The organism is Salmonella enterica subsp. enterica serovar Typhimurium str. LT2 (assembly GCF_000006945.2).
GTDB classification, from domain to species: domain Bacteria; phylum Pseudomonadota; class Gammaproteobacteria; order Enterobacterales; family Enterobacteriaceae; genus Salmonella; species Salmonella enterica.
The window spans coordinates 2,982,421-2,995,613 of sequence record NC_003197.2; the positions used below are offsets into that span (position 1 = coordinate 2,982,421).

At 56.8% G+C, this 13,193-nt stretch carries 12 protein-coding genes and 11 other annotated features; of the genes, 3 read left to right on the forward strand and 9 right to left on the reverse strand.

Translation table 11 applies throughout. From position 1 onward, the window contains the following. Positions 1 to 7: 7 nt before the first annotated feature. Positions 8 to 13: a ribosome-binding site (putative RBS for gutQ; RegulonDB:STMS1H002904), on the forward strand. After that, the gene (gene gutQ, locus STM2838; protein NP_461759.3) for a putative polysialic acid capsule expression protein occupies positions 8 to 952 on the forward strand. Within the gene, positions 26 to 952 belong to an annotated coding region; the region does not span the whole gene. It overlaps the preceding feature by 6 nt. Here gutQ and ygaA read toward each other — a convergent pair. Then, positions 949 to 2,478 (reverse strand): putative EBP family regulator gene (ygaA, locus tag STM2839; RefSeq protein NP_461760.1). Within the gene, positions 949 to 2,469 belong to an annotated coding region; the region does not span the whole gene. The two genes, gutQ and ygaA, sit on opposite strands and share 4 nt — an antisense overlap. Beyond that, positions 2,473 to 2,478, reverse strand: a ribosome-binding site (putative RBS for ygaA; RegulonDB:STMS1H002905). Its footprint overlaps the gene before it by 6 nt. 167 nt (positions 2,479 to 2,645) lie before the next feature. Beyond that, positions 2,646 to 2,651: a ribosome-binding site (putative RBS for STM2840; RegulonDB:STMS1H002906), on the forward strand. Between ygaA and STM2840 the strand changes: the two genes are divergently transcribed. Continuing rightward, positions 2,646 to 4,094 (forward strand): putative flavoprotein gene (locus STM2840; protein NP_461761.1). Within the gene, positions 2,655 to 4,094 belong to an annotated coding region; the region does not span the whole gene. Its footprint overlaps the feature before it by 6 nt. Beyond that, positions 4,080 to 4,085, forward strand: a ribosome-binding site (putative RBS for ygbD; RegulonDB:STMS1H002907). It overlaps the preceding gene by 6 nt. Then, positions 4,080 to 5,224, forward strand: a protein-coding gene (gene ygbD, locus STM2841; protein ID NP_461762.1) for a putative oxidoreductase. Within the gene, positions 4,091 to 5,224 belong to an annotated coding region; the region does not span the whole gene. Before STM2840 ends, ygbD begins: the two co-directional genes overlap by 15 nt. A 96-nt stretch (positions 5,225 to 5,320) precedes the next feature. On the opposite strand, the gene hypF is transcribed toward ygbD, so the two are convergent. The 8 genes from hypF to hycE form a co-directional block, all read right to left on the reverse strand. Further along, the gene (gene hypF / locus STM2842) for a hydrogenase maturation protein (protein NP_461763.1) occupies positions 5,321 to 7,577 on the reverse strand. Within the gene, positions 5,321 to 7,561 belong to an annotated coding region; the region does not span the whole gene. After that, positions 7,572 to 7,577 (reverse strand) — a ribosome-binding site (putative RBS for hypF; RegulonDB:STMS1H002908). Its footprint overlaps the gene before it by 6 nt. 129 nt (positions 7,578 to 7,706) lie before the next feature. Continuing rightward, positions 7,707 to 8,264 (reverse strand): electron transport protein (FeS center) from formate to hydrogen gene (gene hydN, locus STM2843; RefSeq protein ID NP_461764.1). Within the gene, positions 7,707 to 8,252 belong to an annotated coding region; the region does not span the whole gene. Next, positions 8,259 to 8,264 (reverse strand) — a ribosome-binding site (putative RBS for hydN; RegulonDB:STMS1H002909). (Overlaps the previous gene by 6 nt.) 188 nt (positions 8,265 to 8,452) lie before the next feature. Next, the gene (locus tag STM2844; RefSeq protein NP_461765.1) for a putative periplasmic or exported protein occupies positions 8,453 to 9,267 on the reverse strand. Within the gene, positions 8,453 to 9,262 belong to an annotated coding region; the region does not span the whole gene. Beyond that, positions 9,262 to 9,267 (reverse strand) — a ribosome-binding site (putative RBS for STM2844; RegulonDB:STMS1H002910). It overlaps the preceding gene by 6 nt. A 21-nt stretch (positions 9,268 to 9,288) precedes the next feature. Continuing rightward, the gene (gene hycI / locus STM2845; RefSeq protein NP_461766.1) for a protease involved in processing C-terminal end of HycE occupies positions 9,289 to 9,770 on the reverse strand. Within the gene, positions 9,289 to 9,759 belong to an annotated coding region; the region does not span the whole gene. Continuing rightward, the gene (hycH, locus tag STM2846) for a protein for processing of HycE (RefSeq protein NP_461767.1) occupies positions 9,752 to 10,176 on the reverse strand. Within the gene, positions 9,752 to 10,162 belong to an annotated coding region; the region does not span the whole gene. Before hycH ends, hycI begins: the two co-directional genes overlap by 19 nt. Beyond that, positions 9,765 to 9,770, reverse strand: a ribosome-binding site (putative RBS for hycI; RegulonDB:STMS1H002911). It overlaps the preceding gene by 6 nt. Next, positions 10,159 to 10,937 (reverse strand): hydrogenase activity gene (gene hycG / locus STM2847; protein NP_461768.1). Within the gene, positions 10,159 to 10,926 belong to an annotated coding region; the region does not span the whole gene. Before hycG ends, hycH begins: the two co-directional genes overlap by 18 nt. Beyond that, positions 10,171 to 10,176: a ribosome-binding site (putative RBS for hycH; RegulonDB:STMS1H002912), on the reverse strand. (Overlaps the previous gene by 6 nt.) Then, the gene (hycF, locus tag STM2848; protein NP_461769.1) for a hydrogenase 3 occupies positions 10,926 to 11,479 on the reverse strand. Within the gene, positions 10,926 to 11,468 belong to an annotated coding region; the region does not span the whole gene. The genes hycG and hycF overlap by 12 nt, the downstream gene beginning before the upstream one ends. After that, positions 10,932 to 10,937: a ribosome-binding site (putative RBS for hycG; RegulonDB:STMS1H002913), on the reverse strand. It overlaps the preceding gene by 6 nt. Continuing rightward, positions 11,474 to 11,479 (reverse strand) — a ribosome-binding site (putative RBS for hycF; RegulonDB:STMS1H002914). It lies within the gene hycF. Continuing rightward, complete coding sequence (gene hycE / locus STM2849) at positions 11,478 to 13,187, reverse strand: hydrogenase 3, large subunit (RefSeq protein ID NP_461770.1); 1,710 nt, start codon at positions 13,185 to 13,187, stop codon at positions 11,478 to 11,480. The genes hycF and hycE overlap by 2 nt, the downstream gene beginning before the upstream one ends. Positions 13,188 to 13,193: the final 6 nt, after the last annotated feature.

Consider the following 13,193-nt stretch of genomic DNA (forward strand, 5'->3'; position numbering starts at 1 on the left):
ACTAAACGCGGGCCGTCAGACCTTAATGCTGGAGCTACAGGAAGCCAGCCGTCTGCCGGAGCGTCTGGGCGATGATTTTGTCCGCGCCGCCAATATCATTATTCACTGTGAAGGCAAAGTGATCGTTTCCGGTATTGGTAAATCAGGTCATATTGGTAAAAAAATCGCCGCGACGCTTGCCAGTACCGGTACTCCCGCTTTTTTTGTTCATCCGGCGGAAGCACTGCATGGCGATCTGGGGATGATTGAAAGCCGCGACGTGATGTTATTTATCTCCTATTCCGGCGGCGCAAAAGAACTCGACCTCATCATCCCGCGTCTGGAAGATAAATCCGTCGCGCTGCTGGCGATGACCGGTAAACTTCACTCTCCGCTGGGGCGAGCGGCAAAAGCCGTTCTGGATATTTCCGTCGAGCGTGAAGCCTGCCCGATGCATCTGGCGCCGACATCCAGTACCGTCAATACGCTGATGATGGGCGATGCGCTGGCGATGGCGGTCATGCAGGCGCGCGGTTTTAACGAAGAAGATTTCGCCCGTTCGCATCCGGCTGGCGCACTGGGCGCGCGTTTGCTCAATAATGTGCATCACCTGATGCGCCAGGGCGATGCAATACCGCAGGTGATGCTTGCCACCAGCGTGATGGATGCCATGCTGGAACTTAGCCGTACCGGGCTGGGGCTGGTGGCGGTTTGCGATGAGCAACATGTTGTGAAAGGCGTCTTTACCGACGGCGACCTGCGTCGCTGGCTGGTGGGCGGCGGCGCGCTCACCACGCCGGTAAGCGAAGCCATGACGCCCAACGGTATTACGCTCCAGGCGCAAAGCCGCGCCATTGACGCCAAAGAGCTCCTGATGAAACGCAAAATTACCGCCGCGCCAGTGGTCGATGAAAACGGCAAACTCACCGGCGCCATTAACCTGCAGGATTTCTACCAGGCGGGGATTATCTAATCCTTCAGTCCCAGACGCTTCGCCAGCCGATGCAGGTTGGCGACGTCGGTTTCCAGCGCCCGCGCGCTGGCCGCCCAGTTATGATTATTTTGCGCCAGCGCCTGGCGAATCATCTCTCGCTGGAAGTTCTCCGTCGATTCGCGCAAATTGCGGCAAGTCGGCAGCGCCAGAAAGCTTTCCGCAGGCGGCGCGGGTAAAACGTCCTCTGACAAGGCAAAATGCTGTGCCTCCAGTATCACCTCATCCCCTGCCCGGGTCGCTCTCGCCAGTACAACCGCACGGTGAATGGCATGTTCCAGCTCCCGGACGTTGCCCGGCCAGCCATAGTTGAGCAAATGGCGACGTGCGCCGGGACTCAGTACCACGCGGGACAGCCCCAGCCGCAGTCGGCACTGCTCGCAAAAATAGCCCGCCAGCAGCACCACATCATCGCCGCGCTCGCGCAGCGGCGGCACAAAGAGCGGGAAAACGCTCAGGCGATGGAACAGATCGGCGCGAAAACGCCCTGCCAGCACCTCTTCACGCAGGTCACGGTTGGTCGCCGCCAACACCCGCACGTCCACGCGCAGGCTACGATCGTCGCCGACGCGCTGAATATCGCCATACTGCAACACGCGAAGTAGCTTAGCCTGTAGCGCCAGCGACAGTTCGCCAATCTCATCCAGAAACAGCGTACCGTTATCCGCCATTTCGAACTTACCGCTACGATTACTGATAGCCCCGGTAAAAGCCCCTTTTACATGACCAAACAACTCGCTCTCCGCCACGCTTTCCGGCAGCGCGGCGCAGTTGAGATAGACCAGCGGATTAACCGCTCTGGGGGAGCCCTGGTGAATAGCTTTCGCCACCAGCTCTTTACCGGTCCCCGTTTCACCGCCGATCAGCACGTTAAGATCGGAGCCCGCCACAATCTCGATCTCTTTTTTCAACTGCGTCATCGCCGGCGACAGGCCGATCATGTGCGTCTCTTTTATCGGTTCAAACACGCCTGACGACCCCGGCAGCATGTTCTGGCTTTCCAGTTGTTCAATTAACAGCGCATTACTCAATGCCCCGGCGGCCAGCGCGGCGACAAGCCGTAGTTCTTCATCGCTAAATACCTCGAACTGCTCCGGCGTCATAGCATCAAGGGTCAGCGCACCGATGAGGTTCTGTCCGGCAAACAGCGGCAGACCAACACAGGCGTGGACTTTCAGGCTTTCCTGTCCGGGAATTAACCCGTCATACGGATCGGGTAAATCGCTATCAGCCGGAAAACGCACCACGTCCCCCGCGCGGGCGATGGCTTCCAGGCGCGGATGCCCTTCCAGGGTAAAACGTCTGCCGAGGACGTCCTGCGCCAGGCCATCAATCGCCAGTGGAATAAATTGTCGTGATTCATAGCGCAGCAGCGCCGAGGCGTCGCACGCCAGCACCTGACGCAGCGTAGTAATCAGCCGCTGAAAACGATCCTGATGCCCAATGCCGCGTTGTAACTCAATGGCGATGCCCGCCAATACCTCCACGGAAAAACTCATGGTTACCTCATTGTCATTTTGACAACCTATAGTGTCATATTGACAGCATCATTTATAGTCTTTTTGACTACATCAAAAATACAAAACAAATATAACTCAATACAAATCAATAAGATGAAAAGTTGGCACACTAGCTGCAATAAGCAAAACAACTTTTTGTAAACGTTGAATGAATTGAGGTGGTTATGTCTATTCTGGTTAAAAATAATATTCATTGGGTTGGCCAGCGCGACTGGGAAGTACGTGATTTTCACGGCACTGAATACAAAACGCTGCGCGGCAGCAGCTATAACAGCTATCTCATTCGTGAAGAAAAGAATGTGCTGATCGATACCGTCGATCATAAGTTTAGCCGTGAGTTTGTGCAAAACCTGCGCAGTGAAATCGACCTCGCGGATATCGACTACATCATCATTAACCATGCCGAAGAAGACCATGCAGGCGCGCTGACCGAACTGATGGCGCAGATCCCGGACACGCCTATCTACTGTACCGCCAACGCCATTGACTCTATCAACGGCCATCACCATCACCCGGAATGGAATTTTAAGGTGGTGAAAACCGGCGATACGCTGGATATCGGCAACGGCAAGCAGTTGATCTTCGTGGAAACGCCGATGCTGCACTGGCCGGACAGCATGATGACCTATATGACCGGCGACGCGGTGTTATTCAGCAACGACGCCTTTGGTCAGCACTACTGCGACGAGCGCCTGTTCAATGATGAAGTGGACCAAACTGAACTGTTTGAACAATGCCAGCGCTACTACGCCAATATCCTGACGCCGTTCAGCCGTCTGGTAACGCCAAAAATTACCGAAATCCTCGGCTTCAACCTGCCGGTGGATATGATTGCCACCTCACACGGCGTGGTATGGCGCGACAACCCAACGCAAATCGTGGAACTGTATCTGAAATGGGCGACAGATTATCAGGAAGATCGTATCACTATTTTCTACGATACCATGTCGAACAATACTCGCATGATGGCGGATGCCATCGCGCAGGGTATCAACGAAGTGGACCCCAACGTGGCGGTCAAAATCTTTAACGTCGCCCGCAGCGATAAAAATGAAATATTGACCAACGTCTTCCGTTCGAAAGGCGTGCTGGTCGGCACTTCTACCATGAACAACGTGATGATGCCGAAAATCGCTGGTCTGGTGGAAGAGATGACCGGCCTGCGCTTTCGCAACAAACGCGCCAGCGCCTTCGGTTCTCATGGCTGGAGCGGCGGCGCGGTGGATCGACTGTCCACGCGCTTACAGGATGCCGGTTTTGAAATGTCCCTGAGTCTGAAAGCGAAATGGCGTCCGGATCTGGATGCGCTGGAGTTGTGCCGTCAGCACGGTCGCGACATCGCGCGTCAGTGGGCGCTTGCTCCGCTGCCGGAAACCACACAGCAAATCGCGCCAGTCGAAGAAACCATAACCTGCACCGCCGCAGACCTCGGCCCCAAAATGCAATGCAGCGTATGCCAGTGGATTTACGACCCTGCGCTGGGCGAGCCGTTGCAGGATGTCGCGCCGGGTACGCCGTGGAACGACGTGCCGGATAACTTCCTGTGCCCGGAATGTTCATTAGGTAAAGACGTGTTCGACGTACTGGCGACGGAGGCAAAATGAGTCGGGGGATCATCATTATTGGGTCGGGCTTCGCCGCCCGTCAGCTCGTCAAAAATATTCGTAAACAAGATGCGCATGTGCCGTTAACCCTGATTGCGGCGGACAGCATGGATGAGTACAACAAGCCCGATCTCAGCCACGTTATCAGCCAGTCGCAGCGCGCCGATGATCTCACCCGCCAGTTAGCGGGGGAATTTGCTGAACAGTTTAATCTGCGACGGTTCCCGCATACCTGGGTTGCTGACATTGATGCCGATGCCCATGTGGTGAAAAGTCAGGATAAGCAGTGGCAGTACGACAAGCTGGTACTGGCGACCGGAGCGACAGCCTTTGTGCCGCCGATTGCAGGACGTGAGTTAATGCTTACTTTGAATAGCCAGCAGGAGTACCGCGCCTGTGAGACACAACTGCGCGACGCGCAGCGAGTGCTGATTGTCGGCGGCGGTCTCATTGGCAGTGAATTAGCGATGGATTTCTGCCGCGCCGGGAAAACGGTAACGCTGATGGATAACGCCGCCAGCCTTCTCGCCTCACTGATGCCACCGGAAGTGAGCAGTCGCTTACAGCATCACCTGACCGATATGGGGGTGCATCTGCTGCTGAAATCGCAGTTGCAAAAACTGGAGAAAACCGAAGCCGGTATCCGCGCTACGCTGGTAAGCCAGCATAGTATTGAGGTCGATGCGGTGATTGCCGCCACCGGCTTACGCCCGGAAACCGCTCTGGCGCGCCGCGCCGGAGTAGCCGTCAACCGCGGCGTCTGCGTGGATAGCTATCTACAGACCAGTCACCCGGATATTTATGCGATCGGCGATTGCGCGGAGATCAACGGTCAGGTGCTGCCCTTCCTGCAACCGATCCAGTTAAGCGCGATGTACCTGGCGAAAAATCTGCTCGGCGGCAACGCGCCGCTGAAGCTACCGGCGATGCTGGTCAAAGTCAAAACGCCGGAACTGCCGCTGCATCTGGCGGGAGAAACTCAGCGCCGCGATTTGAGCTGGCATATTACCGCAGAATCTGACGGTATGATTGCCAAAGGCATGAGCGGAGAAGGCCAACTACGCGCCTTTGTGGTGAGTGAAGACCGCATGAAAGAGGCCTTTGCACTGCTAAAAACGTTGTCGGTATAAGCCTGTGATGCCGGATGGCGCCGCTTCGCGTCTTATCCGGCCTACGAGTGAGCATCTGTTTACAGGCCGGATAAGGCGCAGCCGCCATCCGTCGCCCTACACTTCACTTAACGCTCGCGCTGCGGCAATCACGCCCTGTCCAAACGACAGCCCGCCGTCGCCCGCTGGTAACCGCTGCGGAAATAACAATTTAAAATCAGAAAGATAAAAGGCAAGACGCGCGCGAAGTAAGCGGTTGTGTATCACCCCGCCGCTGAAGACCAGAGTGGTTATCCCCCGCGCCGTAGCCTGCTGGCGCATTAGCGTGGCAAACCCGCACGCCAGCGCATCATGAAAAGCCCAGGCGCGTTGCGCAGGCGTGGCCTGCCAGTTCAACCATTGCCGCCAGAAAACGGCGACGTCCAGTTGAGCGCCGTTAAGCGGCATCGTTACCGGATGCTCAACGTTAGCGCATTGAGAGGCCAGCGCCTCCAGCGCGCAGGCGGCCTCGCCCTCATAGCTAAGCGATGCTGGCGCGCAGCGAAGCGCGGCAGCCACCGCGTCAAACAACCGCCCGCAGGAAGAGGCCAACGGGGCATTGACGCCGCGCTCAATGGCGCGCGCCAGGACATTCCAGTTTTGCTGTTGCAGCCCCGCTGTCTCCGGGTAATCCTGCCAGTCCGGCACAAAGCGCAGGCACTGCGCCAACAGATTACGCCACGGATGTTTGGCAGCCAGATCGCCTCCCGGCAGCGCCACGGCGGGTAAACCACCTAAATGTTCGCATTCGCGATAATTGACCCGCAAACATTCTCCGCCCCATAGCGCGCCATTCTCACCCATGCCGATACCGTCTACCGTCAGGGCAATCACCTCTCCGCCGTCCAGCGGCCAACCATGCTCGGCCAGGCAAGCCGCCGCATGGGCATGATGGTGTAACACCGTCTCTGTCGGCAGACGCATCTCACTGGCCCACTGACTGGAAACATAGCCCGGATGCGCATCACAGACGATACGCTCTGGCGTAAAATCGTAGATTGACTGGATCAGACGCAATGCCTCGCGCCACTGCGCCTGGATACCGTCATCGCTGAGATCGCCTAAATGTTGGCTGACAACCGCCTGTGCGCCGCGTACCAGACAGAACGTGTTTTTCAGATCCGCGCCCAGACAAAGTATCGGCGGCACATCGCGAAATCCGGGCGGCAACGCAATCGCGTCCGGCACGTATCCCCGCGAACGACGCAGCATTTCGCCGCTGTCGCGTACGACAGAGTCGTCCATGCGCTGTACAATGTCGCGATTGTGCAACAGAAAACCATCGGCAATATCGTGTAAATCGTCCAGCGCCTGTTCGTTGGTGATGGCGGGCGGTTTGCCGCTCAGGTTGCCGGATGTCATCACCAGCGGGTAATTGAGCTCCTGCAACAAGAGGTGTTGCAATGGGTTGGCTGGCAGCATCACACCCACCTCCGTAAGTCCTGGCGCGATGCCCTCACTCAGCGAAGGTACATACTGCTTATCCACCAGTACAATCGGGGCCGCTGGCGTGGTCAGCAGCGAACGCGCCGCGCTCGGCAGCGTTTGCGCCGTGGGCAACATCACCGCCAATGGTTTCGCCGGACGATGTTTACGCGCCCGCAGCATCGCCACTGCGTTAGCGTTGCGCGCATCGCAGGCCAGATGAAAACCACCCAGCCCTTTAACGGCAATAATGCCTCCGGCGTTCAGTTGGGCGACCGCCGCCTGCAAAGCCGCCTCTTTTTCCGCTCGTTCATGTTGGCTCCGCCACTCAAGATGCGGCCCGCATGACGGACAGGCAACGGGCTGGGCATGAAAACGGCGATCGTACGGATCGCGGTATTCGCTGTCGCATTCCGGACACAAGGGAAACGCCGCCATCACCGTAAATGGCCGGTCATAGGGCATAGCGCGAATAATGGTGAAGCGTGGTCCGCAGTGGGTGCAATTGATGAAAGGATAACGGTAGCGCCGCTCGCCTGGGGTATTCATCTCGGCAAGACATGCCGGGCAGGTCGCCGCATCCGGCACGATTTGCGTGTTCATCGAACCGCCTGCGCTCTGACGAATGGTGAAATCCGTCGGCGCGCGCTCCCATACCAACGACGCGTGTTCAACGCTGTCAATGCGCGCCAGCGGCGGGCAATCCTGATAGAGCGCGGCAATAAATTGCGACGGCTCTTCCAGCAGCCGAACGACGACGCCGTCGCCGTCATTACACACGTCGCCGTGTAATCGCAACTGCTGCGCCAGCTGCCAGACAAAAGGACGAAAACCGACGCCCTGTACTTTGCCCCGAATGCGTAGCTGTACGCCGGAAGGTGTGTCTATCGCCATCTTATTTTCCCGCCATCATCGAACCCGGATGCCTGATGGCGCGACGCTTATCAGGCCTACAACCGCACGGACCGTAGACCGGATAAGGCATTGATGCCGCCATCCGGCAATGCTTTGTGGCGTATTCTACGCGCAATCGCAGAAATCAGAAAAGCAGCGATGCCGTTGAATCCAGCGCCGCGCGACGGCGTTTTTCCGCGCTCAGCTGTTCAAGCTTATTGCGGTCCACGCAGATTAGGGCGTGCGTTGGGCAAGCGGCCATACAGGCCGGACCGGCTTCACGGTGGTGACACAGATCGCACTTGTTGGCTTCGGCTTTTTCGGCACGCACGTTCAGCCCCGCGCCGCTATTGCGAACCACCGGACGTACCACCACTTCCATGGCGCCGTAAGGACATGCCACTACGCAAGTTTTACAGCCAATGCAGCGTTCCTGCATCACATGAACAAAGCCTTTGTCACGGCTGATGGCGCCATTCGGGCAAACGTTGGCGCACGGCGCGTCTTCACACTGGCGACACAGCGTTGCCGTGGAAACGTTCACGCCTTTGATGACATGGATACGAGGTAAAAAGGTTTCAGGGGTCAGCGATGCGCAATCCTGATTTTCCTGATGGGATACGACGCAAGCCACTTCACAGGTACGGCAACCAATGCACTTACTCGCGTCTGCAATGATGAAACGGTTCATCAAATTCTCCAGCAATAACAGATGATGTGCCGATATATACACGAATCGTGCCAATTTTTATTTCATTGTTATTTAAGAATATTATTTCTATTTTCGTGAGCATTTACGTGTCATCGTCACAAGTGTCGATGACACGTAATGTCGCCAGTGGTGGTCAAGATTTGCAGTGATAGCCAGCCAACTCTGCACCGCAACTGGCATCAATCCTGATTAACGCCTGGCAATACGTTACCGCGTATTAAACAGCGCTGCGTAAGGGAAAGATCGTCCGTTTGCGGATTCCTTCCGGCAATAGGTTTGATAATTAATTTACGACCAGGATAGTGATTAAAACGGGTCAGCGCCGGATAACTCAACCGGCCAAACCAGCCGTGTACGCGCTGCCAGCGGGCGTCCTTCACCTGATATAAATTGGTTATCCAGTAGCCTGAGTCAAATTGCATATCCAACAGTTGCGTGCGCCCATTGCCCTGTAAATCAAGCAAATCATCAACGCCAGTATCGGTCGCGGTATAAAACCCCCACGGTTCAAAGACGCAGGGGCGGCCATTCTTGAGAAAGGTGAAAATGATGTATTGCGCGCTCGGCGCCAGGCCCAACCCAGGATTGCCCAACCAGATAACCAGATCCTGAATGCCGTTACGATCGAGGTCAGCGCGATAAAATTGCGCATTACCCGCCAAATTAATCAGCCTTCCAACCGGGACAACCCACGAATTACCGGCTCTGTCTTTTCCGCTAATCCGCCATTCGTTATCTTTTTTCGGCTCCGGCAGTAGCGTCACGCCACTGACTCCGACCTGGCGAAAGTGCCAGGTCTGGTCGGGCGATACAGAATAAGGCAGGGTCAACAGCGGCTTCAGCGCACGCTTTTGCGCATATTCACCGTCGCTCATCGGCAGGTAACCGACAACACCGGTGGCCAGTGCGCGTGCGGCGAGGCAGAGAAATAGCAGTCCGCTCCATACGATAATCTTCACGTCCTTCTTACAACCTTTGCCGTGTAACACAAATTCTCCCTAAATATGTGCGCATTTTACGCCTCCGGCGCTTCCAGCGCGGCAAATCCGCCGTTTCCCTGCCAGCCTTCCAGGCGCTGATAGACGATGTTTACCGCGTCCTTAATCGGTTGAGTCATCGGATAATAAAACCCGACGATATCCGGCTGGATACCAACAAAAATCACCTCCCCGACATCCTCTTTCAGCTGATCGATAAGGTAGTTGAGCGGCATATTGTGGGTGGTCATCATAAACATTTCGGCGATATCATCCGGATCGATGATGCGGATCTCGCCCGGATTAAGTCCCATATCGGTGGCGTCGACAATCAACAGACGCTGCGGGCGCAGTTCGCGAATCGCCACAATGTCGTTTTCCGGCGCGCTGCCGCCATCGATGACAACCCAGTTGCCCTTCGGCTGCGCCGCGCACATTTCCGCCAGTAACGGGCCTGCGCCGTCGTCGCCCATCATGCTGTTGCCGACACAGAGTAAAACGTCAGTCACGAAGCCTCCTCACCATCAGATAGATGGCGCTTTCCTGATGAATGTCATACAGCATACTGAGCATCAGTTTGCTCCATTCTTGCTGCTGCGGGGTCTGCGCGGCGCGCGCCTCATCAAACGCGCGCGCCAGCATTTGAACATGGTTGAAATCGATGACGATCTCGCCATACTTCGGCACGCCTTCCATTTTACGCCGGGCATCGCTACCGGCTTCCAGGGTGGCGATCCACGCCAGATACTCATCCCATGGGCAGGTGAGTGCGGCCTCCAGACAATCGATAACCCCCAGGTGGTGACCAATCGCCAGGCTGTAATAGACAACCTGCTGCGCCTCGGCAGGCGTCGCATCGTTCTCATCAATAAACTTACGGCTCAGTTGACTGAACACCACCTGTTCGCTCATCGGATACGCGCCTCTTCAACAACATGATTGAGATGGGTGACAATTTCGGTTAAACGCGGATCGTTTTCCGCTTCCAGCCAACGCGCCACTTGCTGCTCGCCCTGCCCCAACTGTGTCAGGTAATCATCGGCGATCTGACGACCATAGCGATAACCCGCCAGCCGGCGCGCCGCGCGATCCACCTTCACGCGCAGCGGCTGCACCATATCCGGATGCAGGATCTCTGCGGGCTGATCGTCCAGCTCACCCGGCGCGCGGGCGTGGATTTTCTGCTCCAGCAGGCCAAGCGCCATTGCAAATCCGTACAGCGTGGCGGCAGGCGTTGGCGGGCACCCCGGAATGTACACATCCACCGGGACGATTTTGTCGGTACCGCCCCAGACGCAGTAGAGATCATGGAAGATGCCGCCGCTGTTGCCGCAGGCGCCGTAAGAGATACAAATTTTCGGGTCCGGCGCCGACTGCCAGGCGCGCAGCGCCGGAGAGCGCATGGCGCGGGTCACCGCGCCGGTAAACAGCAGAATATCGGCATGACGCGGCGACGGTACTACTTTGATGCCGAAACGCTCGGCATCAAACAGCGGCGAAAGCGTCGCAAAGATTTCGATTTCACAGCCGTTACAGCCGCCGCAGTCCACGCGGTAAACGTATGCCGAACGCTTAATATTTTTCAGTAAAGACGCCTTCATGCTGGCGATGGATTCATCCACCGTCATCGGTACCGGAATGCCGTTGGCGTCACGCGGGCCTAATAAATTGCTCATTAGCTGACCTCTTTCATATGGCGAGTCAGTTCAATACGGTCGGACGGCACCAGGCATTTCTGACGCTTACAGTCCGGGCAGGTCTCAAAGCTTTCGCGGTGGTTTTCCGCGCGGCTGTCGCCGTTGTGCGCAAGCAGCGCAATGGCGTAGTCGATCTCTTTCTGTACCGCGAAAGGACGATTGCACACGCGGCAGTTGCACAGCGCAAAGCGGGACTGTTGCAGGAAATCTTCTTTCTTCCACACCGCCAGTTCGTACTCTTGCGACAGTTTAATCGCCGCCGTCGGGCACACCTCTTCGCAGCGACCGCAGAAGATACAACGGCCAAGATTGAACTGCCACGCCAGCTCATTGGTCGCGAGATCGGTTTCCACCGTCAGCGCGTTCGACGGGCAGGCATTAACGCAGGCGGCGCAGCCGATGCACTGCTGCGGATTATGTTCCGGCTTGCCGCGGAAGTTTTTATCAACCGCAATCGGCTCCAGCGGATAAGACGAGGTCGCCGTGCCGGTTTTGATAACTTTTTTGATAAAGGTAAACATGGCGATTCCTTATTTCAGCGGCGAGTTTTTACGCTCAATGCTGTAGCGCTCAAGTTCTTTGTACGGCACGACTTTGCTCTTCTTCTTACGCACATCGACCACGGTCATCCGGTCGGTACAGGAGTAGCACGGGTCGAGGCTGCCGATAATCAGCGGCGCGTCGGAGACGGTGTTGCCGCGCAGCATATAGCGCAGCGTCGGCCAGTTGGCGTAGGTCGCCGCACGGCAGCGCCAGCGGTACAGCTTCTGGTTGTCGCCGGTCATGCTCCAGTGGATATCGTCACCACGCGGCGCTTCAGCGAAGCCGAGCGCAAAACGGTGCGGAATATAGGTAAAGCCTTCCACCATCAGCGGGCCGCCCGGCAGATTATCCAGACCGAAATCGATCATATTCAGCGAGGTGTAAACTTCGTTGATACGGACTTTCAGACGAGAAATCACATCGCAGCCCTGCTCGCTGTGCACTTCCATCGGCAGCAGGCCATAGCCCACAAACGGGTGGTCGGCGCGGGTGTCGCGGGCGTGACCGCTGGCGCGCACCATCGGGCCGACATTACTGAAGTCACGGGCAATTTCCGGGTCCAGACGGCCGATACCCACGGTACGCTGTTCCATATTCGGCGTGCTCAGCAGCATGTCCACCAGCTCCTGCACGTCACGACGCATCTGCTGCGCCAGTTGACGGGTCTGGATCATGTCCTCTTTGAGCAGATCGCGGCGAATCCCGCCGATCAGGTTCAGTCCGTAAGTTTTGCGCGCGCCGGTAAGGATCTCTGCCATTTTCATGGAGGTTTCACGCACGCGGAAGAACTGCATAAAGCCGGAGTCAAAACCGGTAAAGTGGCAGGCGAGGCCTAGGTTCAGCAGGTGCGAGTGCAGACGCTCCACTTCCAGCAGAATGGCGCGGATCATCTGCGCACGCTCCGGCACCTGAATGCCCATCGCGTTTTCCACGGAAGTGGTGTAGGCAGTGCTGTGCGCGAAGCCGCAGATACCACACACGCGATCCGACAGGAAGGTGACTTCGTTATAACCCATGCGGGTTTCCGCCAGTTTTTCCATACCACGGTGGACGTAGAACAGGCGGTAGTCGGCGTCGATAATGTTTTCGCCATCGACGAACAGACGGAAGTGGCCCGGTTCATCGGAGGTGACATGCAGCGGGCCAATCGGCACCACGTTATTTTTCTTGTCACCCAGCTCGTTAATGAACTCGTAGGTTTCCGCATCGGTGGTCGGCGCCGGGCGCTGACGATAATCCATACTGTCTTTACGCAGCGGATAGAGTTCATCCGGCCAGTCGTCCGGCAGCACCAGACGGCGCTCGTCCGGCAGACCGACCGGGATTAAACCGTACATGTCGCGTACTTCGCGCTCACCCCACACGGCAGCCGGCACGCGCGGCGTAACGGATGGGAATTCCAGCTTATTGGCATCCACTTCAACGCGAACGGTAATCCAGCACTTCGTGCCCTGCTCCATCGACAGCACGTAATAAACGGCATAGTGGCCGCACAACTGGCGTTCGTCATTACCGAACAGCACCGACAGCCACCCACCCTGCTGGTAGTAAAGAAACTCCACCACTTCCGGCAGATAGTTTACTTTCACCGTAATAGTCAGCTGATCTTTGGTCTGCCAGGCTTCGTCCAGCACGACGCCCGGAAACGCCTGGTGCAGCGCCGCAAGGTATTGTTGACCTAATTTTTCTTCAGACATGCTCAA